The organism is Pseudomonas sp. RA_105y_Pfl2_P56, assembly GCF_963970845.1.
GTDB classification, from domain to species: Bacteria; Pseudomonadota; Gammaproteobacteria; order Pseudomonadales; family Pseudomonadaceae; genus Aquipseudomonas; species Aquipseudomonas baetica_A.
Window position 1 is genome coordinate 79,846 of sequence record NZ_CAXAPL010000007.1, and the last position, 23,513, is coordinate 103,358.

22 protein-coding genes are annotated in these 23,513 nt (G+C 60.2%); 13 read left to right on the forward strand and 9 right to left on the reverse strand.

Annotation, left to right across the window (positions count from 1 at the left end):
- Nucleotides 1–93: 93 nt before the first annotated feature.
- Nucleotides 94–1,470: a glutamine synthetase family protein gene (locus AACY11_RS07175; RefSeq protein ID WP_339432727.1), complete on the reverse strand. Its 1,377-nt coding sequence runs from the start codon at nt 1,468–1,470 to the stop codon at nt 94–96.
- 282 nt (nt 1,471–1,752) lie between these two features.
- Between AACY11_RS07175 and AACY11_RS07180 the strand changes: the two genes are divergently transcribed.
- From AACY11_RS07180 to AACY11_RS07200, 5 genes are all read left to right on the forward strand, one after another.
- Complete coding sequence (locus tag AACY11_RS07180; RefSeq protein ID WP_339432728.1) at nt 1,753–2,514, forward strand: gamma-glutamyl-gamma-aminobutyrate hydrolase family protein; 762 nt, start codon at nt 1,753–1,755, stop codon at nt 2,512–2,514.
- 371 nt (nt 2,515–2,885) lie between these two features.
- The gene (gene potA, locus AACY11_RS07185; RefSeq protein ID WP_339494228.1) at nt 2,886–4,028 is read left to right on the forward strand and encodes a polyamine ABC transporter ATP-binding protein; all 1,143 of its coding nucleotides are present in this window, start codon (nt 2,886–2,888) and stop codon (nt 4,026–4,028) included.
- A gap of 29 nt (nt 4,029–4,057) precedes the next feature.
- Nucleotides 4,058–4,939 (forward strand): ABC transporter permease subunit, encoded by an 882-nt coding sequence (locus AACY11_RS07190; protein ID WP_339432751.1) that lies wholly within the window; start codon nt 4,058–4,060, stop codon nt 4,937–4,939.
- Nucleotides 4,936–5,814: an ABC transporter permease subunit gene (locus AACY11_RS07195; protein ID WP_339432730.1), complete on the forward strand. Its 879-nt coding sequence runs from the start codon at nt 4,936–4,938 to the stop codon at nt 5,812–5,814. Before AACY11_RS07190 ends, AACY11_RS07195 begins: the two co-directional genes overlap by 4 nt.
- An 86-nt stretch (nt 5,815–5,900) precedes the next feature.
- A complete protein-coding gene (locus AACY11_RS07200; RefSeq protein WP_339465629.1) occupies nt 5,901–6,998 on the forward strand; it encodes a polyamine ABC transporter substrate-binding protein in 1,098 nt (365 codons plus the stop codon).
- Between the two features lie 238 nt (nt 6,999–7,236).
- Here AACY11_RS07200 and thpR read toward each other — a convergent pair whose 3' ends face one another.
- Nucleotides 7,237–7,776, reverse strand: a complete 540-nt coding sequence (gene thpR, locus AACY11_RS07205) for an RNA 2',3'-cyclic phosphodiesterase (RefSeq protein ID WP_339494230.1) — start codon at nt 7,774–7,776, stop codon at nt 7,237–7,239.
- A gap of 105 nt (nt 7,777–7,881) precedes the next feature.
- Here thpR and AACY11_RS07210 point away from each other — a divergent pair, with 105 nt between their 5' ends.
- A complete protein-coding gene (locus AACY11_RS07210) occupies nt 7,882–8,076 on the forward strand; it encodes a hypothetical protein (RefSeq protein ID WP_339432733.1) in 195 nt (64 codons plus the stop codon).
- A 35-nt stretch (nt 8,077–8,111) separates the two neighbouring features.
- Here AACY11_RS07210 and AACY11_RS07215 read toward each other — a convergent pair whose 3' ends face one another.
- Nucleotides 8,112–8,465, reverse strand: coding sequence for a DUF1428 domain-containing protein (locus tag AACY11_RS07215; RefSeq protein WP_339432734.1), 354 nt, complete (start codon nt 8,463–8,465; stop codon nt 8,112–8,114).
- A 2-nt stretch (nt 8,466–8,467) separates the two neighbouring features.
- The gene (locus tag AACY11_RS07220) at nt 8,468–9,547 is read right to left on the reverse strand and encodes a hypothetical protein (RefSeq protein ID WP_339465630.1); all 1,080 of its coding nucleotides are present in this window, start codon (nt 9,545–9,547) and stop codon (nt 8,468–8,470) included.
- Nucleotides 9,548–9,758: 211 nt separating this feature from the next.
- On the opposite strand from AACY11_RS07220, the gene AACY11_RS07225 reads away from it, so the two are divergent.
- The 4 genes from AACY11_RS07225 (at nt 9,759) to paoC (ending at nt 14,080) form a co-directional block, all read left to right on the forward strand.
- Nucleotides 9,759–10,034, forward strand: coding sequence for a hypothetical protein (locus tag AACY11_RS07225; RefSeq protein ID WP_339432736.1), 276 nt, complete (start codon nt 9,759–9,761; stop codon nt 10,032–10,034).
- Nucleotides 10,035–10,308: 274 nt separating this feature from the next.
- The gene (paoA, locus tag AACY11_RS07230) at nt 10,309–10,932 is read left to right on the forward strand and encodes an aldehyde dehydrogenase iron-sulfur subunit PaoA (protein WP_339432737.1); all 624 of its coding nucleotides are present in this window, start codon (nt 10,309–10,311) and stop codon (nt 10,930–10,932) included.
- On the forward strand, nt 10,929–11,885 hold the full coding sequence (locus AACY11_RS07235) for an FAD binding domain-containing protein (RefSeq protein WP_339465632.1): 957 nt from the start codon (nt 10,929–10,931) through the stop codon (nt 11,883–11,885). Before paoA ends, AACY11_RS07235 begins: the two co-directional genes overlap by 4 nt.
- Nucleotides 11,882–14,080, forward strand: a complete 2,199-nt coding sequence (gene paoC, locus AACY11_RS07240; RefSeq protein WP_339494231.1) for an aldehyde oxidoreductase molybdenum-binding subunit PaoC — start codon at nt 11,882–11,884, stop codon at nt 14,078–14,080. The genes AACY11_RS07235 and paoC overlap by 4 nt, the downstream gene beginning before the upstream one ends.
- A gap of 58 nt (nt 14,081–14,138) precedes the next feature.
- On the opposite strand, the gene AACY11_RS07245 is transcribed toward paoC, so the two are convergent.
- Entirely contained in the window at nt 14,139–14,615 is a 477-nt protein-coding gene (locus tag AACY11_RS07245; RefSeq protein WP_339494233.1) for a (R)-mandelonitrile lyase, read from the reverse strand.
- Between the two features lie 96 nt (nt 14,616–14,711).
- Between AACY11_RS07245 and AACY11_RS07250 the strand changes: the two genes are divergently transcribed.
- On the forward strand, nt 14,712–15,605 hold the full coding sequence (locus AACY11_RS07250; protein WP_339494235.1) for a LysR family transcriptional regulator: 894 nt from the start codon (nt 14,712–14,714) through the stop codon (nt 15,603–15,605).
- 6 nt (nt 15,606–15,611) lie between these two features.
- Here AACY11_RS07250 and AACY11_RS07255 read toward each other — a convergent pair whose 3' ends face one another.
- Nucleotides 15,612–16,556, reverse strand: coding sequence for an aldo/keto reductase (locus tag AACY11_RS07255; protein ID WP_339432742.1), 945 nt, complete (start codon nt 16,554–16,556; stop codon nt 15,612–15,614).
- Between the two features lie 112 nt (nt 16,557–16,668).
- Here AACY11_RS07255 and AACY11_RS07260 point away from each other — a divergent pair, with 112 nt between their 5' ends.
- Nucleotides 16,669–17,439, forward strand: a complete 771-nt coding sequence (locus tag AACY11_RS07260; RefSeq protein WP_339494236.1) for an alpha/beta hydrolase — start codon at nt 16,669–16,671, stop codon at nt 17,437–17,439.
- A 77-nt stretch (nt 17,440–17,516) separates the two neighbouring features.
- On the opposite strand, the gene AACY11_RS07265 is transcribed toward AACY11_RS07260, so the two are convergent.
- From AACY11_RS07265 to AACY11_RS07275, 3 genes are all read right to left on the reverse strand, one after another.
- Nucleotides 17,517–18,458, reverse strand: a complete 942-nt coding sequence (locus tag AACY11_RS07265) for a DHH family protein (RefSeq protein ID WP_339494284.1) — start codon at nt 18,456–18,458, stop codon at nt 17,517–17,519.
- Nucleotides 18,459–18,541: 83 nt separating this feature from the next.
- Nucleotides 18,542–19,825, reverse strand: coding sequence for a Zn-dependent hydrolase (locus tag AACY11_RS07270; protein WP_339465638.1), 1,284 nt, complete (start codon nt 19,823–19,825; stop codon nt 18,542–18,544).
- A gap of 77 nt (nt 19,826–19,902) precedes the next feature.
- Nucleotides 19,903–21,387, reverse strand: a complete 1,485-nt coding sequence (locus AACY11_RS07275) for an NCS1 family nucleobase:cation symporter-1 (RefSeq protein WP_339494238.1) — start codon at nt 21,385–21,387, stop codon at nt 19,903–19,905.
- 623 nt (nt 21,388–22,010) lie between these two features.
- On the opposite strand from AACY11_RS07275, the gene hydA reads away from it, so the two are divergent.
- On the forward strand, nt 22,011–23,450 hold the full coding sequence (gene hydA / locus AACY11_RS07280) for a dihydropyrimidinase (protein WP_339432747.1): 1,440 nt from the start codon (nt 22,011–22,013) through the stop codon (nt 23,448–23,450).
- The last annotated feature ends 63 nt before the right edge of the window (nt 23,451–23,513 follow it).

Below are 23,513 nucleotides of genomic sequence, written 5' to 3' on the forward strand. Positions count from 1 at the left end.
GCGAAAGCACCATGCCAGACAAAATGATTTTGAATGACACACCGCATTCGCGTGCAAGCCCGCTCCCACATTGGGTCGGTGTTGGTCTGCAAATCAGACCGTATGCAGGTACCAGTTGTACTCAAGGTCAGAGATCGAGTTTTCGAACTCGGCCAGCTCGCTTTCCTTGCACGCGACGAACACGTCGATGTACAGCGGGTCGATGTAGCGGGCCATGACTTCGCTGTCGTCCAGCTCGCGCAGTGCGTCGCGCAGGTTGTTCGGCAGGCTCTGCTCGTTCTGCTCGTAGCTGTTGCCTTCCACCGGCGCACCCGGTTCGATCTGGTTGGTCAGGCCGTGGTGGATACCGGCCAGCACCGACGCCATCAGCAGGTACGGGTTGGCGTCGGCACCGGCCACGCGGTGTTCGATGCGCACGGCGTCGGCCGAACCGGTCGGCACACGGACCGCCACGGTGCGGTTGTCGATGCCCCAGCTCGGCGAGTTCGGCACGTAGAACTGTGCGCCGAAGCGGCGGTACGAGTTGACGTTCGGGCAGAGGAACGCCATTTGCGCAGGCAGGGTCTCCAGCACACCGCCGATTGCGTGTCGCAGCGCGGCGTTCTGCTCGGGATCCTCGCTGGCGAAAATGTTGTTGCCTTCTTTGTCCAGAATCGAAATGTGTACGTGCAGACCGTTGCCCGCCTGGCCCGGATACGGCTTGGCCATGAAGGTGGTGTCCATCTCGTGGTCGTAGGCGATGTTTTTCACCAGACGCTTGAGCAGGACGGCGTAGTCGCACGCCTTGATCGGGTCGCAAACGTGATGCAGGTTGACTTCGAACTGCGCCGGGGCGCTTTCCTTGACGATGGCGTCAGCGGGGATGCCCTGCTCTTTCGCGCCTTCGAGGATGTCTTGCAGGCAGTCGACGTACTCGTCGAGGTCGTCGATCAGGTAGACCTGAGTCGACACCGGACGCTTGCCGGACACCGGCGAACGTGGCGACTGCGGACGGCCGTTCACGTTGTCCTGGTCGATCAGATAGAACTCCAGTTCGAACGCCGCGCAAAGGGTCAGGCCCATTTCATCGAACTTGCGCACCACGTTGGCCAACACTTCACGCGGGTCAGCGAAAAACGGCTGGCCTTCGATCTCGTGCATGGTCATCAACAATTGTGCGGTGGGGCGCTTCTGCCACGGCTCGATGCTCAGGGTGCCAGGGATCGGGTAGCAGATGCGGTCAGCGTCGCCGATGTCCAGCCCCAGGCCAGTGCTTTCGACCGTGGAGCCATTGATGTCGAGGGCGAAAAGCGAGGCCGGCAGGTTGATGCCTTTCTCGTAAACCTTATGAAGACTGGTGCGTTCGATGCGCTTGCCGCGCACCACACCGTTCATATCCGCAATCAGAAGGTCGACGTACAAAACCTCAGGATGTTTCTTAAGGAATGCGTTTGCTTCGTTGAGTTGAACGGCACGCAGAGGGACCGACATGATGCACCTATTTAGCTGTTAATTATTATGTTCACTGCTGTTTCGCCGAGCCAGTCAATCCGAAAGACAAAGTGAAGTCAATAGCGAACACCTGACCGCCCAGCCTTTATTTTTAGGGCTTTTTTTAACACTTTCATGCCAACACAAGCGCCAGACACCCGGAAACCGTGAAAGATGGATGAACGGCGTTTAGAATTTTTTACATGGCAGTTGTTAATTAAAAGCAACGAGGCTAAGCTCCGGAAAAGCTCGTTCAAGTGTCAAACTTCGAGGTGAATAAAAATGGCATTCAAGCCATTGATCGGCGTTACTGCGTGCGTCAAACAGATTGGCCTGCACCCCTATCACATCAGCGGCGACAAGTACGTTCGCGCTGTCAGCGTTGCGGCGCTGGGGCTGCCGGTGGTCATTCCTTCCCTTGGCAACCTGACTGAAATCGATGACCTGCTCGGTCAACTCGACGGTCTGTTGCTGACCGGCTCGCCCTCCAATGTGGAACCTTTCCACTATCAAGGCCCGGCCAGCGTCCCCGGCACGGATCACGATCCGGCGCGAGACGCCACCACCCTCCCTTTATTGCGTGCCGCCATTGCGGCGGGCGTTCCAGTGCTGGGCATTTGCCGTGGTTTCCAGGAAATGAACGTCGCGTTCGGCGGCAGCCTGCATCAGAAGGTGCATGAGTTGCCGGGCATGCTCGATCACCGCGAAGCCGACAGCCCGGATGTGGCCGTGCAATACGCACCGGCCCATGCCGTCACCGTGCTTGGTGGCGGCGTGTTCGAAGCGCTGGGGTTGCCGGACGAGTTCCAGGTCAACTCGATTCACAGTCAGGGCATCGACCGCCTCGCTCCCGGCCTGCGCGCCGAAGCGGTGGCGCCGGATGGCCTGATCGAGGCGATCTCGGTGGAGCACAGCCCGACCTTTGCCCTCGGTGTGCAATGGCACCCGGAATGGCAGGTACTCGATAACCCGAACTACCTGAGGATTTTCCAGGCGTTCGGCCAGGCTTGCCGGCAACGGGCGACGCGACGCAACCAACGCTGACCCAACCCGGGATTTCATCACTGTTTACTGCCCCCACGGGTCGGCGGCTGCGCGTTTGTGCATCCGTCATCCGTGAAAACGACAAACCGTAATAACAACAAGTACGACCCAGGCAGCCAGGACGGCGGCGCCGACCAAGCCGGATCGGTAAGAGCAGTGCCCGTCAGGACAACGCAAAACCCTGTGGGAGCGGGCTTGCTCGCCAAAGCGGTGTGTCAGGCAACAACGATGTCGATTGACACGACGTATTCGCGAGCAAGCCCGCTCCCACAGGGGGATGTGATCCGACAGGCAATGCGCTGACCGCTCTGCAATCCACTTTTAAGCCAGGCCACATTGGCCCGGCGAACGAAACCTGTTGGGAGTTTCACATGGCAAACGCCTCCAGCACTTACAGGAAGGCTCTTGAAGGTCATCAGCAACCGAAAAAGGTTCTGGTGAAAGTCGATCGCGTGACCAAGAAGTTCGACGAAACCACCGCCGTGGACGATGTGTCACTGGAGATCCATCAGGGCGAAATTTTCGCCCTGCTCGGTGGCTCCGGTTCGGGCAAATCGACCCTGCTGCGCATGCTGGCCGGTTTCGAGCGCCCGACTGAAGGGCGAATCTTGCTCGACGGCGTGGACATCACCGACATGCCGCCCTACGAGCGGCCGATCAACATGATGTTCCAGTCCTACGCGCTGTTTCCGCACATGACCGTGGCGCAGAACATTGCCTTCGGCCTCAAGCAGGACCGTTTGCCCACCAGCGAAATCGACGCCCGCGTCGAAGAGATGCTGCGCCTGGTGCACATGACCCAATACGCCAAGCGCAAACCCCATCAGTTGTCCGGCGGCCAGCGTCAGCGCGTCGCCCTCGCCCGCTCGCTGGCCAAACGTCCGAAGCTGTTGCTGCTCGACGAACCGATGGGCGCACTGGATAAGAAGCTGCGTTCGCAGATGCAGCTGGAACTGGTGCAAATCATCGAACGCGTCGGCGTAACGTGCGTGATGGTGACGCACGACCAGGAAGAAGCCATGACCATGGCCGAACGCATCGCGATCATGCACCTGGGCTGGATCGCGCAGATTGGTAGCCCGATCGACATCTATGAAGCCCCGGTCAGCCGCATGGTGTGCGAATTCATCGGCAACGTGAACGCTTTCGAAGGCACCGTGGTGGAAGACCTGGAAGGTCACGCGATCATTCACAGCCCGGACTTGCAGCAGAAGATCTACGTCGGCCACGGCGTCAGCACCTCCGTACAGGACAAGTCGATCACCTACGCGATCCGTCCGGAAAAAATGCTCGTCAGCACCACCCAACCGGAGTTCCGCTACAACTGGTCCGAAGGCAAAGTGCATGACATCGCCTACCTCGGCGGCCACTCGGTGTTCTACGTGGAATTGCCCGGCGGCAAGATCGTTCAGTCGTTCATGGCCAACGCCGAACGTCGTGGCGCACGGCCGACCTGGGACGACAAGGTCTACGTCTGGTGGGAAGACGACAGCGGCGTGGTACTGCGCTCATGAAAACTTTCAATCAGCAATTCCTGCGCCTGGTGCCCAGCGGGCGAAAACTGGTGATCGGCATTCCGTTCATCTGGCTGTTCCTGTTCTTCATGCTGCCGTTCTTTCTGGTGATGAAGATCAGCTTCTCGGAAGCAGCCCTGGCCATTCCGCCCTACTCGGAGATCTACACCTACGCCGAGCAGAAATTCCAACTGTTGCTGAACATCGGCAACTACACCCTGTTGGGTGAAGACGACCTTTATCTGTCGGCCTACCTCGGCTCGCTGAAGGTCGCGGCACTGAGCACGCTGATGTGCCTGGGGATCGGCTTCCCGATGGCTTACGCGATCACCAAGGCGAGCAAGGAAGCGCAAAACGTCTTGCTGCTGCTGATCATGATGCCGACCTGGACGGCGATCCTGATCCGCGTGTATGCGTGGATGGGCATTCTCAGCAACAACGGTTTGCTCAACGCGTTTCTGATGTGGACGGGGCTCACCGATCACCCGATCGAAATCCTCAACACCAACACGGCCGTGTATATCGGTGTGGTTTACGCCTATCTGCCGTTCATGGTGTTGCCGTTGTACGCCAACCTCGTCAAACACGACGGCAGCCTGCTGGAAGCCGCGTCAGACCTGGGCTCGAGCAACTTCAATAACTTCTGGAAAATCACCGTGCCGCTGGCCAAGAACGGCATCATCGCCGGTTGCATGCTGGTGTTCATTCCGGTGGTCGGTGAGTTCGTGATTCCAGAACTGCTCGGTGGCCCGGAGACGCTGATGATCGGCCGCGTGTTGTGGCAAGAGTTCTTCAATAACCGCGACTGGCCGGTGGCGTCCGCCCTGGCAGTGGTGATGCTGTTGATCCTGATTGTGCCGATTCTGCTGTTCAACCGCAGCCAGGCCAAAGAGATGGAGGCACGGGGATGAAACGCTTCGGTTTTGCAAAGTTCATGCTGATCTTCGGCCTGATGTTCATCTATCTGCCGATGCTGATTCTGGTGATCTATTCGTTCAACGCCTCGAAACTGGTGACGGTGTGGGGCGGTTGGTCGGTGAAGTGGTACGTCGGCCTGCTCGACAACACGCAACTGATGGGCTCGGTGCTGCGCTCGCTGGAAATCGCCTGCTACACCGCGATTGCCGCTGTTGCCCTCGGCACCCTGGCCGCGTTTGTGCTGACGCGGGTCACACGCTTCAAGGGGCGCACACTGTTTGGTGGTTTGGTCACCGCGCCGTTGGTGATGCCCGAAGTGATTACCGGTCTGTCGTTGTTGCTGCTGTTCGTGGCGATGGCGCAGTTGATCGGTTGGCCGCAGGAACGTGGCATCGTCACCATCTGGATCGCCCACACCACGTTTTGTGCAGCCTATGTGGCGGTGGTCGTTTCCGCCCGATTGCGTGAACTGGATCTGTCGATTGAAGAAGCGGCAATGGATCTGGGGGCAAAACCCTTCAAGGTGTTTTTCCTGATCACCATTCCGATGATTGCGCCGTCGCTGGCGGCGGGCGGGATGATGTCGTTTGCCTTGTCGCTGGATGACCTGGTGTTGGCAAGCTTCGTGTCGGGTCCGGGTTCTACCACCCTGCCGATGGAAGTGTTCTCGGCGGTGCGTCTGGGCGTGAAGCCTGAGATCAATGCCGTGGCCAGCCTGATTCTGCTGGCGGTGTCGATCGTGACCTTCCTGGTCTGGTATTTCGGCCGCAAGGCAGAAGCCAACCGCAAACGTGCGATTCAGGAAGCGATGGATCAGACCGCCAATGAGTCGTGGCAACAACCGCAACGCACCGCTGCCAGCGCTTGATAACGGATGTTGTGGCGACGGGGCTTGCCCCCTCGCCACAGATTTACCGCGTTGAGTTTTTGAACAAGAACAATGGAGTTGTACCGATGAAAATGTTTGGCAGGACTCTGCTGACACTGTCCTTAATGGGCGCAATGGCCATGGGCGCCCAGGCCAACGACAAGGTGCTGCGTGTTTACAACTGGTCCGATTACATCGCGCCGGACACCGTCAAGAAGTTTGAAGACGAGACCGGCATCCGCGTGACCTACGACGTCTTCGACAGCAACGAAACCCTTGAGGCGCGTTTGCTGGCGGGCAAATCCGGTTACGACATCGTCGTGCCGTCCAACAGTTTCCTGGCCAAGCAGATCAAGGCCGGCGTGTATCAAACGCTGGACAAATCGAAGCTGCCGAACTGGAAAAATCTCAACCCGGTGCTGCTGAAAAACGCCTCCGCCAGTGATCCGGACAACGCTCACGCGTTCCCGTACATGTGGGGCTCGATCGGTATCGGGTTCAATCCGGCCAAGGTCAAGGAAGTGCTCGGCGCCAACGCCCCGACCGATTCCTGGGACTTGCTGTTCAAGCCCCAAAACGCCGAGAAGCTCAAGGCGTGTGGCATCAGCTTCCTCGACTCGCCGACCGAAATGCTCCCGGCCGCCCTGCACTACCTGGGCTATCCGGTGAACGACAAGGACAAGTCGCACATCCTCGAAGCCGAAGTGCTGTTCATGAAGATCCGCCCGTACGTGGCGTACTTCCACTCTTCGAAGTACATCTCCGATTTGGCCAACGGCAACATCTGCGTGGCCGTCGGTTATTCCGGTGACGTGCTGCAGGCCAAGGCCCGGGCGGCGGAATCGGGCAACAACGTGAAGATCGACTACAGCATCCCCAAGGAAGGCGCCGGCAGCTTCTACGACATGGTCGCGATCCCGCGTGATGCGGCGAACGTCGACAACGCGTACCTGTTCATGAATTTCCTGATGCGTGCTGACATCATCGCCGAAGTCACCAACAACATCGGCTACAGCAACGCCAACTCGGCGGCGACGCCACTGGTGGATGAAGCGATCCGCAACGATCCGGGCTCGTATCCGTCGCAAGCGGTGATGGCGACGTTGTATGCGGTGCCGGATCAGCCGATTGCCACCCAACGGATCATGACCCGCGGCTGGACGCGGGTGAAACTCGGCCAGTAACCGAAAACCCCTGTGGGAGCGGGCTTGCTCGCGAAAGCGTAGTCTCAGGCACCTGTGAATTGGCTGACCTGACGCCTTCGTGAGCAAGCCCACTCCCACAGGGGATAGGTGGCGGTTTGAAGATTTATGATTTCCCGTTCACGCAGCGCCTTACCACCGCTGCCCCACATGAACGGCCTCACCTGGCTCCCTCGGCTCAGGTGAATTTCAGGCGCCCTCGGGCGCCTTTTTTTGTCGCTCAGGTCAGCGGCCAATCCTGCAAAACGCGGTAGCGCCCCTTGTGCGATTCAAACAGGGCAAAGCGCTCGGCACGCAGGCAGAACTCCGGCGGTGCGGCGGCTTCCGGCTCGGGCGCACGGTAATCACGGGCCAGCGTCAGATGCGGGCGAAACGCGTGTGACGGCGCCTCAAAACCAAACGACAACATGGCCTGCTCAAGCGCATAGACCAGACGCAATAACGCCTGCGGTGCCTGCTCGGGCGCCAACGACAGCACCCCGGCGCGATGCCAGACCTGCAAGCGATCCAGCGAAATCCGCACAGCCTCTCCCGGCGTGCGTACCTTACTGGCGGCTTCGCAGACTTCGCCGATCTGCGCCAATGGCACGGCACCGAGAAACAATAACGTCAGGTGAAAATTGTCGGCGGGCACGGGTTTGCCGGTCCTCAAGCCCAACTCCCCACGCCACTGGGCAATCGCCTTGCGCTGCGCCAGTGGACAGTCCAGGGCAAAGAACAGCCGCTTGGACAGCAGATCCCCGTGTTTTTCATCCGTCATGGCCTGGCTCCTTATAGGGTTGTGATTGCCGATTCTACCTGCCCCTTTCTGACGACTCGCCACACAAGTCTATAGTTCAAGGATTGCCATCAACCGGAGGCCGCCATGCGCGAGATCCTCAGCAAAGAGCCGTGGTGGGCCAGGCCACCGAGTCCCGGGCAGGACGAAGCCGAGCTCGAATGGGGCTGGCTGGTGCATTACAGCGAAGGTGAGCCGCGCTTCGAGTTTGTCCGAGAGCGGCCAACGGATGAGCAGATTCGTCATCGCAAAGGCTGTCGGATTACTCCATCGGCAGAGTGAAATACAACACCTGTGGGAGCGGGCTTGCGTGAGTTTCAAGGTTCGATGAGGTATTTGAACCCGGCGAAGATCATTCGCTGCCCGTCGAACGGCATCGGGTTGACGTCCGGTTGCATGCGAGGGTCGTCCATCATTTTCGCCATGCCCGCATCGCGGGTGGCCTTGTCCGGCCAGATCAGCCAGCCGGAGGCCACGGTTTCATCTTCCTTGAGTTTCACCGCCATCGGGAACGACGTGATCTTGCCGTCCGGCACGTCTTCACCCCAGCATTCGACGACGCTCAGGGCGCCGTACTCCTTGAACAGTTTCGCTGCGATGACACAGTGTTTTTTGTATTGCTCGCGATTGGCGGTCGGCACGGGTGCGACAAAGATATCGATGTAGGCCATGGTCATTCTCCTTGCAGGTTGGGTTCGATCTGCTGATTGGTCGATGGTGGCGGCTGCCATTCGACACGGTTCGCCCCAAACCCGACCAACGGCTCTTCACCTGCGCCCAGATTGCGCTCGATCTGCCCGGCCATGTGCAGCGTGCCGGCCATGACACCGGTGGTCGGGTTTTGCACCAGCTTCAACCAGGCCTTGTCGAAGGTGTTACCCAGACTGCTGCGGATCAGCGCCTCACTGTCGGGGCGGTCGTTGGCCTGGATGATTGCGCGAATACCCGCCACGCCCACCGAAATCATCGCCCCGGCCAGCTTGCCGGCTGCAGCGGCCACTGCGCTGGCGGCGCCGCGCGGGGCCATTTGCGCCTCCATCCGCTGGCTGGCGCGTTTGGCCACCGGGGCCATACCGGCGTCGGTCGAGGCAATGCCTTTCGAACCACCGTCGGTGTGGATTTTGTCGATCAGCGCCGCGTAGGCCGGCAGCGTGTTCAACGGTTCGCTACTGATGACCTGATACAGCGACGCATCCCGCGCCGGCGGCGGGCCGAGGGCGATCGCCGCAATCCTCTGCAAATGTCCATTGAGCTGAGCCATCGGCACGCCATGCCGCTGAGCGATGAGCGGCATCTGCCGGGCCATCAGTTGCGCATAGAACGCCGTGGCCTGGCCAAGGATCGCGTCCGGATCGATCTCCACGGCCACCGGCGCCAACACCTTTTCCTGATATTGCTCAAGCAGATACGCCGCCAGACGCTTGGCCGACGCGTCCTCCTCACCACCCGCGCTGATCGTGTACCAACTGACCTTCATCGACAGCCATTCCTGGGTCCAGTAACTGCTGAACCACGGGATGAAATTTTCTTCAGTTTGCTGATAGACGCGAGTGCGCCAATGTTCCATCGAGCCACGGGCGAACAGCTTGACCTGCTCGGTGGACTGTTGCGAGGCGTTGACGATTTCGCGGTCGATTTGCTGCCAGGTGGCGGGTGAAACCACCACCGCCGGCACCGTTACAGGGGCCCGCGCCGGAGAGGCGCAGCCGGCCAGCAGAAACAGGGCGGCAACGAGCAGCGCGCGCGGTGTCACGGTTTTGGTCTCCCAGAGTAAGGAGCGGCAAATTTGAGTATAGGTGCGGGAGACAGGCCGTTTGTCTGGTATTGGGTCAAATACAGCTCCCACAAGGGGTCTGCGCCAACCATCAATACCGTCGATATCCAACATCGCGACGATTGCGTTCCGTCCGCCGCACATCAAAGGCACGATTGCGCCATCCGAACCACAACGAGGCGTTCACATCATGATTCACACCATCACGCTCTCTGTAAGTTTCCCGGTGTTCGGCAGCAACTACTACGAACAACACGTCGTGCAACGCAAGGCGCAGGCGTTGGTGTTCAACGACGATTTCGACGATTTGCTGATGCCCGCCGCGACCCATCATTTCAGCAATGAAGTGGTCGGCATCAACGATCAGTTCCGCTTTCTGAGCGACATTCTCGCCACCCATTTGCTGGATCTCGAGGCCTCGACGCCTGCGCGATCCCGCGTCCAGGCGAGCGCTCATTTTTTATAACGGCTGAAGGCAACCCCTGTGGGAGCGGGCGTGCTCGCGAAAGCGGTGGATCATTCAACCTCTCGTTGATTGAAACGCCCCTTCGCCAGCATGCCCGTTCCCACAATAAATCTGAAGATTCATGAGCCATGCGCATAACTCTATAGCGCAAATCCGCAAAAACCTTTTCCTCTCTCCAGCGGTCATTCCTCAAACGAGACTGGCAAACATGCCGGCGCGCCCCTCTGGGCCTTTTGTGACCCTGCTGCCCTGATGAGAGTAAAGGAATCGAACCATGCCGATTTCCCGACGTAAATTTCTGATCCTCGGCGCCGTGACCGCGACGGCGTTTGCGATGCCCCCCTTTATCAGCCTCAAGGCCTATGCGGCCAACCTGGAGCAATCGGCCATGAGCAAAATCACCTTAAACGTCAATGGCAAACCTCAGACCCTTGAGGTCGACAATCGCACCACCCTGCTCGATGCCTTGCGCGAAAACCTACAGATGACCGGCAGCAAAAAAGGCTGCGACCACGGCCAGTGCGGCGCCTGCACGGTGATCGCCGATGGCCGGCGAATCAACGCCTGCCTGACCCTGGCGGTCATGCAAGAAGGCAGCGAGATCACCACCATCGAAGGCCTCGGCATGCCGGACAACCTGCATCCGATGCAAGCCGCGTTCATCAAGCACGACGGCTATCAGTGCGGTTATTGCACACCGGGGCAGATCTGTTCGGCGGTGGCGGTGCTCAAGGAGATCCGCGACGGCATTCCCAGCCACGTCAGCGCCAGCCTGACCGAACCACCGCAAATGATCGCCGCTGAATTTCAGGAACGCATGAGCGGCAACATCTGCCGCTGTGGCGCCTACTCGAACATCATCGAAGCCATCACTGAAGTCGCAGAGGTGCCGGCATGAGAGCGTTCAATTACAGCCGCGCCGACTCCCCCGCCACAGCCGCAGCGCAAGCCGCGCAAGTCGAAGGCGCAAAGTTCATCGCTGGCGGCACCAACCTGCTGGATTTGATGAAACTCGACATCGAAACTCCGCTGCACCTGATTGATATCAATCACCTGGGGCTGGATCAGATCGAAGCCACGCCCGAGGGCGGTTTGCGTATCGGCGCCATGGTCCGCAATACCGATCTGGCCGCCGACGCGCGCGTGCGAAAGGACTACGCCCTGCTCTCCCGTGCCTTGCTTGCCGGAGCCTCCGGGCAGTTGCGCAACATGGCGACCACGGCGGGCAACCTGCTGCAACGCACCCGCTGCCCCTACTTCTACGACACGAATCAAGCCTGTAACAAACGCAACCCCGGCAGCGGTTGCGCGGCGATTGGCGGGGTCAGTCGGCAACTGGGCATTATCGGCGTCAGCGATGCCTGCATCGCCACCCACCCAAGCGACATGGCGATTGCGATGCGCGCCCTCGACGCACAGATTGAAACGGTCAAACCCGATGGCAGCACCCGTCGCATCGCCATGGCGGACTTTCATCAGTTGCCGGGGCACACGCCGCACATCGAAACCAGCCTGACCGCTGGCGAGTTCATCACCGCAGTGACTTTGCCGGCGCCGGTGGGCGGCACCCACATTTATCACAAGGTGCGTGATCGTTCGTCCTACGCGTTTGCCCTGGTGTCCGTCGGTTTGATTCTGCAAAAGGACGGTAGCGGCCGCGTTGCCGTTGGCGGTATCGCGCCAAAACCGTGGCGGGTGGAAGCGGCTGAAGCCCTGCTGCCCCAGGGCGCAAAAGCCGTCAGCGCGCGCCTGCTAGACGGCGCCACGCCGACCCACGACAACCAGTTCAAACTGACCCTGGTCGAACGCACACTCGGCTCGGTGTTAGCGCAAGCGAGGGAGCAAGCATGAAATTCGACACGCCCGCTACCACCAACCCGATCGACCAACTGAAGGTCATCGGCAAACCCACCGACCGTATCGAAGGCAAACTGAAAACCTGCGGCCAGGCGCCTTACGCCTACGAGCAACATGAAGCGGTGGCCAATCAGGCTTATGGATTTATGGTCGGTGCGGCCATCGCCAAGGGCCGAATCAGCCACATTGATCTGGAGGAGGCGAACGCAGCGCCAGGGGTTTTGGCGATCGTCACCGCGGCCAACGCCGGCAAACTCGGCAAAGGCAAATTCAACTCGGCGCACTTGCTGGCCGGGCCTCAGGTTCAGCACTATCACCAGGCCGTGGCGCTGGTGGTGGCCGAAACCTTTGAACAGGCACGGGCCGCCGCGCAATTGGTCAAAGTCGATTACGTCGCGACCAAAGGCGAGTTCGATCTGGCCAGCGTGCGCGACCAGGGTGTCGAAGCGAAGGACGAATTGCCGGACGTCACCCACGGCGATTTCGCCAAGGCTTTCGCTGCCGCGCCGGTGCAGTTCGATCAGACCTACACCACCCCCGATCAGTCCCACGCGATGATGGAACCCCACGCGACACTGGCCGCCTGGAAAGGCGATCAACTGACCCTGTGGACCTCCAACCAGATGATCGCCTGGAGCGTCGGCGACGTTGCCCAAACCCTCGGTCTGCCGAAGGAGAACGTCCGTTTGATCTCGCCATACATTGGCGGTGGCTTCGGCGGCAAACTGTTCATCCGCGCCGACGCGATCCTCGCGGCCCTCGGTGCGCGCATGGCCAACCGCCCGGTGAAATTCTCCATCGCCCGCCCGCAGATCGCCAACAACACCACCCACCGCCCCGCCACCCTCCAGCGCATTCGCATGGGCGCGACAGCGGATGGCAAGCTCACGGCCATCGCCCACGAAGGCTGGTCTGGCAATCTGGAGGACGGCAAGGTGGAAGTCGCGGCGCAACCGAGCCAATTGCTCTACGCCGCCGAAAACCGTCTGGTCACCATGCGCCTGGCGCCGCTGGACCTGCCCGAAGGCAACTCCATGCGCGCCCCCGGCGAAACCCCGGGCCTGATGGCGCTGGAAATCGCCATGGACGAAATGGCTGAGCAGCTCAAACTCGACCCGGTTCAGTTCCGCATCCTTAACGACACGCAAGTCGACCCGGTGAACACCGAGCGGCCCTTCTCGCAACGTCATTTGATTGAGTGCCTGCAAACCGGTGCCGAAAAATTCGGCTGGGACAAGCGCAATGCGCAACCCGGCACGCGCCGCGAGGGCCGCTGGCTGATCGGCATGGGCGTCGCTGCGGCCATCCGCAACAACCTGCTGTTGAAATCCGGCGCGCGAGTCAGGCTGGAGCGCGACGGCAAGGTCACGGTGGAAACCGACATGACCGACATCGGCACCGGCAGTTACACGATCATTGCCCAGACCGCCGCTGAAATGATGGGCGTTGGACTCCAGGACGTGACCGTACGGCTGGGCGACTCGAGTTACCCGGTGTCTGCCGGATCAGGCGGCCAGTTCGGTGCCAACTGCTCGACGGCCGGGGTGTATGCCGCGTGCATGAAACTGCGCGAAGCAGTGGCAGGCAAGTTGGGCATGGCTGCCGACAAGGCTGAGTTTAGCGACGGTCTGGTGCGCGTCGGCGACCAGCAGGTTGCGCTGCGCAACGCCGCACACGATGGTGCGTTGCAGGCAGAAGACAGCATCGAGTTTGCTGACCTCGCCGAGCAATATCAGCAGTCGACGTTTGGAGCGCACTTCGTTGAGGTCGCGGTGGATGGCGCTACGGGAGAGGTTCGTGTTCGGCGCATGCTGGCGGTGTGTTCGGCCGGACGGATTCTCAACCCGAAAGCAGCGCGCAGTCAGGTCATCGGCGCGATGACCATGGGCGTGGGCGCAGCGCTCATGGAAGCGTTGGCGGTGGACACGCGACTGGGGTTTTTCGTCAACCATGATCTGGCCGGATATGAAGTGCCGGTGCATGCCGACATCCCGCATCAGGAGGTCATTTTCCTTGAAGAAACCGATCCGGTTTCATCGCCGATGAAGGCCAAAGGTGTCGGTGAATTGGGGATTTGCGGTGTGAGCGCGGCGGTGGCGAATGCGATCTACAACGCCACCGGTGCCCGGGTGCGTGAGTATCCGATTACGCTGGACAAGATTCTTTCGTCATTACCGGAAATGATCTGAAAAACCCCTCGGCCCAGGCCTCTCACTCAGGGAGAGGCCTGGGCCGAGGGCCATGGGTTCACTCGCTGCGCGGATACTGCGCCTCACCGACCTGCTCCATCCACTCCACCACTTCTCCATCCTGCATTTCAGCGATGGCGATATGCGTCATCGCCGTGGTCGGTGCGGCGCCATGCCAGTGCTTGGCGCCGGGCGCGATCCACACGGTATCGCCAGGTTGAATCCGCCGCACCGGCTGCCCCCACTCCTGCACAAACCCCGCTCCGGCCGTGACGATCAACGTCTGCCCCAGCGGATGGGTGTGCCACGCCGTGCGCGCACCCGGCTCAAACGTCACGGTAGCGCCACTGACCCGCGCCCGATCAGTGCCCTTGAACGGCGCATCGATCCGCACGGTTCCGGTGAACCAATCCGCCGGCCCCTGGGCCGACGGTTGTGAGCCGTTGGGCGTAACGGTGACTCGCGGGATTTCGCTGGCTTGGGCGTCGGCGGCCAACAAGGAAAGGGTCAACGCAGAAGCGGCAATCGGGTTCATGGCGGTCTCTCCAGCAAGTGATGCCTGAACTTTACCGGCGCCGACTCTTCAGATAATCGACTAGAGTTCGAAATAACTTATGCAGGAAACTCATTAATGCTTCGCGAAAACGCCAGTGACCTGCTCGCCTTCCTCGCCGTGGCGCGCGCGCGCAGCTTCACCAAAGCCGCCGCCAAACTTGGCATCTCGCAGTCCGCGCTCAGCCACACCATCCGCGCCCTCGAAGCGCGCCTTGGTCTGCGCCTGCTCACGCGCACCACTCGCAGCGTCTCCCCCACCGAGGCCGGCGAGCACCTGCTGCAAACCATCGGCCCGCGCTTCGAAGAGATCGAACTGGAACTCGCCGCCCTGAGCAACCTGCGTGAAACCCCGGCGGGCAAGATTCGCATCAGCGCCACCGATCATTCGCTGGACTGGCTGCTGCGCCCGGTACTCAAGGCGTTCCTGCCGAAATACCCCGACATCGCCGTCGAAGTCTGCTGCGATTACGGCTTCGTTGACATCGCCGGGCAAGGGTTCGATGCCGGCGTGCGCTTGGGCGAAGACGTTGCCCAAGGCATGATCGCCACGCGCATCGGCCCGGACATGCGCATGGTGGTCGTCGGCTCACCGGCCTACTTCGCCAGCCGTCCACCGCCACAAACGCCACGTGACCTGACCGACCACGCCTGCAACAACCTGCGCCTGCCCACCAATGGCGGGCTGTACACCTGGGAGTTTGAAAAGGACGGCGAAAGCCTCAAGGTGCGGGTGTCCGGGCAGATCACGCTGAATGGTGTCTACCCGTTACTCGACGCGGCACTGGACGGTTTTGGCCTGAGTTACATCCCGGAGAACCTCGTCACGGCGCATCTGGCAGAGGGTCGGCTGGTGCAAGTTCTGCAAGACTGGTGCCCGCGCTTCGCCGGTTATCACCTCTACTACCCGAGTCGGCGCCAGGCGGCACCGGCGTTTGCGTTGTTGCTGGAGGCGTTGCGCTTTCGCGGTTGAATGGGCCTAACCGACCCACGCAATCAACTGATGCCGTTGCGCATCAGTCAGCATCGGGCCGAATCCGGCCTTGACGTTATCGGCCATGTAACGCGGATTCCCGGTACCCGGGATGACGCAAGTCACCGCCGGATGCGCCAGCAAAAACTTCAGCGCCAGTTGCGGCCAACTGTTGACCTGCACATCCGAGACCCACGCCGGGAGCGGTTTACCCTTGAGCCGGGCGAGCAAACCACCGCCGCCGAATGGCCGATTACAGATCACCGCCACCCCGCGTTCGCGGCACAGTGGCAGGATGCGTTGTTCCACGCCTCGGTCGTCGAGGGCGTAGTTGATCTGCAGGAAATCCAGCTGTTCGGCCTTCAGTAGCGCTTCAACTTCGTCATAGGCTGAAGGCGTGTAATGCGTGATGCCGATGTAGCGGATGCGCCCCTGCTCCTTCCATTCACGCAAGGTGGGCAGGTGGGTTTGCCAGTCGAGCAGGTTGTGGATCTGCATCAGGTCGATTTGCTCGGTGCGCAGCAGGCTGAACGACCGCTCCATCTGCGCGATGCCTTCCTTGCGCCCGCGCGTCCACACCTTTGTGGCCAGAAACGCCGGCGAGCGCGGTTCGTGGATCGACAGCAATTCGCCGGTGGTCTGTTCGGCGCGGCCATACATGGGTGAGCTATCGACCACCGTACCGCCCTTGGCGAACAATTCATCGAGCACCGCCGGTAGTTGCTTGTAGGCCAGATCGCCCGGCACAACATCAAAACCGCGATAGGTGCCCAGTCCCACCATAGGCAGGGGCTCCGAGCTTGAAGGGATGACACGGGTCTGCATGGCTTGGCCTCCGGTAGCGGCGCACGATGTGACAGCGGCCAGCGCCCGTTCAAAGGTGAAGACCGCCGAAACCCCGGCAGCCAGCGTGAGCAATCGGCGACGGGAGTAACCCTCAGTGTGGCTCATGCTGCCTCCCCCGCTGCGTGAGTCTGTTGCATGTTGTGTTGGAGCGCTGCCGGGGCGAACCGCTGGACTACACTGCGACAGCAAACCCTCACACCCCGTTAAAAGTAGCCGAATGTCCCGAACCCTGATGTCACTCGTCGCATTGATCGTCGCCGTTTACGTGGTGCTGTGCGCCGCGCTGTTCTTTTTCCAGCGCTCGCTGATCTATTTTCCGCAGCCCGCTGCCATCGAGAGCGCCGATTCGCGTTTGAAACTGTCGATGCCGGACGCCGACATCTGGGTCGCTACGCGCGAGCGCGTCGGGCCTCGGGCGCTGATCTATTTCGGCGGCAATGCCGAGGATGTATCGCGCAATCTGCCGGCGTTTGCCGAAGCGTTTCCCGATTACGCGCTGTTTTTCCTGCACTATCGGGGCTTTGGTGGTAGCGGCGGTTCGCCATCCGAAGAAGCGATTGCCGAAGATGCGCTGGCGTTGTTCGATCAGGTGTCTGCCCGCCATCCGCAGATTGCCGTGGTCGGGCGCAGTCTGGGGTCGGGCGTCGCCGTGCGCCTGGCCAGTGAGCGTCCGGCGGCGCAGTTGATTCTGGTGACGCCGTACAACAGCCTCGAAGAAATTGCGGCGCGGCAATACCCGTGGGTGCCGGTGAAGTGGTTGCTCAAGGATCGTTTCGAGTCGGGCAAGTACGCTGCGCATATTCGTGTGCCGACGTTGCTGCTGGCGGCGAGTGATGACGAGGTGATTCCCCGGGCCAGCACCGAGCGCTTGCTGGGGTATTTCCCCAAGGGCGTGGCCGTGCTCAAAGTGGTGCCGGATTCCGGGCATAACTCGATTTCCGAGCGCAGGCAGTATCTGGAGTGGATGGGGGATGTGTTAAACCGGTGAGGATGGTGGGCCTGGGAATTTGTGTTACCGGGACTGGCCTCTTCGCGAGCAAGCCTAGCGGGCAGCGATGCAGGGGGTTACTGGACGATGCTGTTTGGCGCGCCTTGACTGGCAGCAAAAAGCCCCAGTTTCAACAATTCCTTGCGCAGCATTGAAGGCGCTACAACAGCCACTCCAGCCTCCCAATCGAGAGCCAACAACCTATTCAATTTTTGTTGGCTAACGGTGGAAGGCGCCAGAAAACAGCTTTTCCTGTCGCGGATACCGATGACATTCAGCACCCCGTCCTCGCCCTGCTCTGCCATCCAGCAGTTGATCGTCGAGCGGTGTTTTTGCAGCAAGGCATCGGCATCCCACACCGTCATTTGCGCGAAGTTATGTGGCAAATGGCTGTCGGGCTTCATCCGTTTCAAATCGGCTGCCAACGCAGCGGCGAGGTTAGCTTCGATGCCGGCCTGGCATTCAAGGAAATACTGTTCGGCCCAGTCAGCACAAAGCTTGGCTCTTGACGCAAGTTCGGCATACGCCCCGATATCTGCCGCCGTAGTCGTCTGCCCGGTGAAATTGAGCGTGTTATCCAGAATCGCCGTGGCCAATAACGCGGCGCTTTGCTCGCTGATCTGCGACACCAAACCTGCCGCCTGCCAACGCTGAAAAACCTGCGTCGCCGCCGCGCCAATCGGTCGGATATCGGCGGCAGTCCCAAGCTTCTGCGCCCAGTAATGTTCATAACCCGGATGATGGTCGATCACTTCCACCACCTGATCGAGCACCACTATTGGGTCGACATGGTGATAGTCGGACACGTCGACCAGGACGAATTCGTCGTTCGGCTTCGCGGCGTAAACGTGCAGACCGGGGCCCCAACCGAGCACGGTTTTCGACACGCTGGCGTTGGGTTGTGTGCTGCTGACGGCACGAGCGGGAATGCCTTGCAGGTTCAACAGTTCTGCGTAGGCGATACAGCAGGCATAGGCATCGATATCCAGATAGGCCGCGCCCGAGGTGATGATTTTCATGGGCGGCAACATCGCATGGATTGATGACATTTGGGTGACAGCAAAAAGATCGCAGCCTGCGGCAGGCTGCGATCTTTTGATCTTCAAGCCGCCCGCTGCCCTTGCGCCACCATCGCCGAAGCCGCGAGCATCGCCCGCAACAACACCGCACAGCCCGCCGCCAGATCATCCGGTGCAGCGTTTTCGATTTCGTTGTGGCTGATGCCGCCTTCGCACGGCACGAAGATCATCCCGGCAGGCCCCAACTCGGCAAGGAAGATCGCGTCGTGGCCGGCGCCGCTGACGATGTCCATGTGCGACAGCCCCAAACCTTTCGCCGCGCCGCGTACGGCTTCGACACAGCCTTTTTCGAAGTACAGCGGCGGGAAATCGGCAGTCGGGGTCAGTTCGTAAGTCAGGCCATGTTCTTCGCACGTGGCGTCGATGACGTGCTTCACCTCGGCAATCATCGAGTCCAGCCGCGCCGGTTCCAGATGACGGAAGTCGAGGGTCATACGCACTTCGCCGGGAATGACGTTGCGCGAGCCGGGATAGGCTTGCAGGCAACCGACGGTGCCACAGGCATGGGGTTGATGACCGAGGGCGGCGCGGTTGACCGCACCGACGATCACCGAGGCGCCGACCAGCGCGTCTTTACGCAAGTGCATCGGCGTTGGACCGGCATGCGCCTCTACGCCGCGCAGCTTGAGGTCGAACCACTTCTGCCCCAGCGCGCCGAGCACCACGCCGATGGTTTTCTGTTCGTCTTCGAGTATAGGACCTTGTTCGATGTGCGCCTCGAAATAGGCGCCGACCTTATGCCCGCTGACTTTTCGCGGACCGGCATAGCCAATGGCATTGAGTGCTTCGCCAACGGTCACGCCGTCGGCATCGACTTTGGCGAGGGTTTCTTCGAGGGTGAATTTCTCGGCGAACACCCCGGAGCCCATCATGCACGGGGCAAATCGTGAGCCTTCTTCGTTGGTCCAGACCACCACTTCCAGCGGCGCTTCGGTTTCCACGCCGAGGTCGTTGAGCGTGCGCAGGACTTCGACGCCGGCAAGCACGCCGAAGCAGCCGTCGAACTTGCCGCCGGTGGGCTGGGTGTCGATGTGGCTGCCGGTCATCACCGGTGGCAAATCGGGATTGCGCCCGGGGCGCCGGGCGAAGATGTTGCCGACGGCATCGACGGTGACGCTGCATCCGGCATCCTTGCACCATTGCACAAACAGGTCGCGGGCCTGGCGGTCGAGATCGGTCAGGGCCAGGCGACAAACCCCGCCCTTGACCGTGGCACCGAGCCTGGCCAGTTCCATGAGCGAGGCCCACAGGCGATCACGGTTGATGTGCTGATGGCTCGATTGCAGAACGTCTACGGCTGCGTTCATGGGGATCTCCTCAGGCTGCTTTTCTTATGGATATTGCTGTGGTGTCGGGTAGACCGCTATCGCGAACAGGCCATCCGCTACACCGCTGTTTTAACGGCAGAGGGCTGCGCACGCATCACGCACAACCCGTAATAAATAATCCCGCCCAGCGCCGAGCCGGTGAACCAGCCATAGCTGTAGAACCAGCTGAACGCATCGCTGCCCAGCGACATCACGGTCAACACCACCGGTACGCCAAACGCAACAAAACCGGCCCAGTTCCACGCCGGATAGACGTCGTCGCGGTACAGCCCGGCCAGATCCAGTCGTTGTTTCCTGATCAGGAAATAATCCACCACCATGATCCCGGCAATCGGCCCTAGCAGGCTCGAATAACCCAGCAGCCAGTTGGAATACACAGACTCCAGGCTGACATCGGAAACAATCCAGCCGAGTTTTTTCAGCAGTTCATGGGCCATCAGCGCGAGGCCGACAACGCCCGTCAGCAACACGGCTTTGGTGCGGTTGATCACCTTGGGGGCAATGTTCTGAAAATCGTTGGTTGGCGAAACAATGTTGGCGGCGGTGTTGGTCGAGAGCGTGGCGACGATGATCAGCGCCATCGCCACTGCCACCCACACCGGGCTCTGGATATGGCCAATCAACGTGACCGGATCGGAGACCGTGACGCCAACCAGTTTGACCGACGCGGCGGTCATCACCACACCGAGGGCGGCGAACAGAAACATGGTCAACGGCAGACCGATGATCTGCCCGAGGATCTGATCCTTCTGGCTCTTGGCGTAACGGCTGAAGTCAGGAATGTTCAACGACAGCGTGGCCCAGAACCCGACCATGGCGGTCAGTCCGGCAGCGAAGTAACTGACCACGCTTGCCCCTTCTGGACGCTTGGCCGGGATCGCCATCAGCTCGGTCATCGATACATTGGGCATCGCCCACACCAGCAAGCCGATGCCGACCGCGACCAGCAACGGCGCAGACAAGGTTTCCAGCCATTTGATCGACTCGGCACCGCGGATCACCACCCACAGGTTCAACGCCCAGAAAATCATGAAGCCGATCACCTCCCCGGTTCCACCGAGCGATTTCCAACCGTCGAACACCGAACCGAGAAACAGGTGAATGGCCAACCCGCCAAACATTGTCTGAATACCGAACCAGCCACAGGCCACCAAGGCGCGAATCAGACACGGCACGTTGGACCCAAGGATGCCGAAGGATGAGCGCAGCAACACCGGAAACGGTATGCCGTACTTGGTACCGGGGAAGGCATTAAGGATCAGGGGGATGAGCACAATGAGGTTGGCAAACAGAATCGCCACCAACGCTTCGCCCACCGACAGGCCGAAATACGCGGTGAGCACGCCGCCCAGGGTGTAGGTCGGCACGCAGATCGACATGCCGACCCACAACGCGGTGATATGCCATTTGTTCCAGGTTCGTTCGTGCACCTTGGTCGGTGCCATGTCGTGGTTGTAACGGGGACTGTCGAGGACGTCGCTGCCGGCTTCGAGTTCAAACAAGCCGTCGCGCTCGGTCACTTGCGATCTGTTCTGTTGCATGGCCGCTCCACTGTTCTTCTGATTATTTTTTGCTCATCAGGCGGCTGGCGTATGAACGCACAAGCCGGACGATGGCCGGAGGAACTGACAACTTTCATGCACCGGCCATGGTGTCAGCGGCGGCATCAATAAACGTGCCGGGTACTCCGCCTGCCCCTCGCGCCGTGCTTCAAACGTGGTGCAACTTTCTGATATTCATCAGTTTTAATTATTCACCCGAGGTATCCGGTAAAACTTGTCTGAGCGCTCAGGCTAAACACTTGGCAAGTTGTCCGAATGGTCAGGACTCAATCTGGTGCACTGCATTTTTTTATTCATGAGCGATCAACCGCAGCTCAACTTCAAGCGGCTGATTTCACATAAGAAATCTTGACCATATTTCCATCCTGTCAAGTGCGTCAAAATGGTGAGAGGCCTCACCATTTTGGTGATTTTTGTTTTTTATCCTTGTTTATCAATGTCTTATTCCAACAATAAGCTTATAAAAAATTATCTTGAACTATTGCAAAACTGCGACTAGTTTCTATTCCTGACAGCGATGACAGGAATACACCGATCAACGCTGTACCTCAATAAAACATCTAGAACCGACACAAGTCGGTCATGCCTGCGAGGAACTCGGAATGTCTCTGTTGATCCGTGGCGCCACCGTTGTTACCCACGATGAAAGTTACCGCGCCGACGTCTATTGCGCTGATGGCGTGATCAAAGCCATGGGTGAAAACCTTGATGTTCCCGCCGGTGCCGAAGTGCTCGACGGCAGCGGCCAATACCTGATGCCCGGCGGCATCGATCCGCACACCCATATGCAACTGCCCTTCATGGGCACCGTGGCCAGTGAAGACTTCTTCAGTGGCACGGCGGCCGGTCTGGCCGGTGGCACCACGTCAATCATTGACTTCGTGATTCCCAACCCGCAGCAGTCGCTGATGGAGGCGTTTGATCAATGGCGCGGCTGGGCGGAAAAATCCGCCTCGGACTACGGCTTTCACGTTGCAATCACCTGGTGGAGCGAGCAGGTGCGTGAGGAAATGGCCGAACTGGTCAGCCATCACGGGGTCAACAGCTTCAAGCATTTCATGGCTTACAAAAACGCGATCATGGCCGCCGACGATACCTTGGTGGCGAGCTTCGAACGCTGCCTGGAACTGGGGGCGGTGCCGACCGTCCACGCGGAAAACGGCGAACTGGTTTATCACCTGCAACGCAAGTTGATGGCGCAGGGCATTACCGGGCCGGAAGCGCATCCTCTGTCGCGTCCTTCGCAGGTCGAAGGTGAAGCGGCAAGTCGCGCCATTCGTATCGCCGAAACCCTTGGCACGCCGCTGTATCTGGTCCACGTTTCGACCAAAGAAGCCCTCGACGAAATCACCTACGCCCGCAGCAAGGGTCAACCGGTGTACGGCGAAGTGCTCGCCGGGCATTTACTTCTGGATGACAGCGTCTACCAACACCCGGACTGGCAAACCGCCGCCGGTTACGTGATGAGTCCGCCGTTCCGTCCGCGGGGTCACCAAGAGGCGCTGTGGCACGGCTTGCAAAACGGCAACCTGCACACCACCGCCACCGATCACTGCTGCTTCTGTGCCGAGCAAAAAGCCGCCGGGCGCGACGACTTCAGCAAGATTCCCAATGGCACCGCCGGCATCGAAGACCGCATGGCCGTGCTTTGGGATGAAGGCGTGAACAGCGGGCGCTTGTCGATGCAGGACTTCGTCGCCCTCACCTCCACCAACACCGCAAAAATCTTCAATCTCTACCCGCGCAAAGGCGCGATTCGCGTCGGTGCCGATGCCGACCTGGTGCTGTGGGATCCGCAGGGCACCCGCACCATCTCCGCCAAAACCCACCATCAGCAGGTGGACTTCAACATCTTCGAAGGCAAGACCGTGCGCGGTGTGCCGAGCCATACCGTCAGCCAGGGCAAAGTGGTCTGGGCCGATGGCGACCTGCGCGCCGAGCGTGGTGCCGGACGGTATATCGAACGACCGGCGTATCCGGCGGTGTTTGATTTGCTGAGTAAACGGGCACAGATGCACAAGCCCACTGCGGTGAAACGCTGAGAACCAGGCCTTCGGCCTTCGCAAGCAAGCCTGCTCCCACAGGAGAACGCATTCCAAATGTGG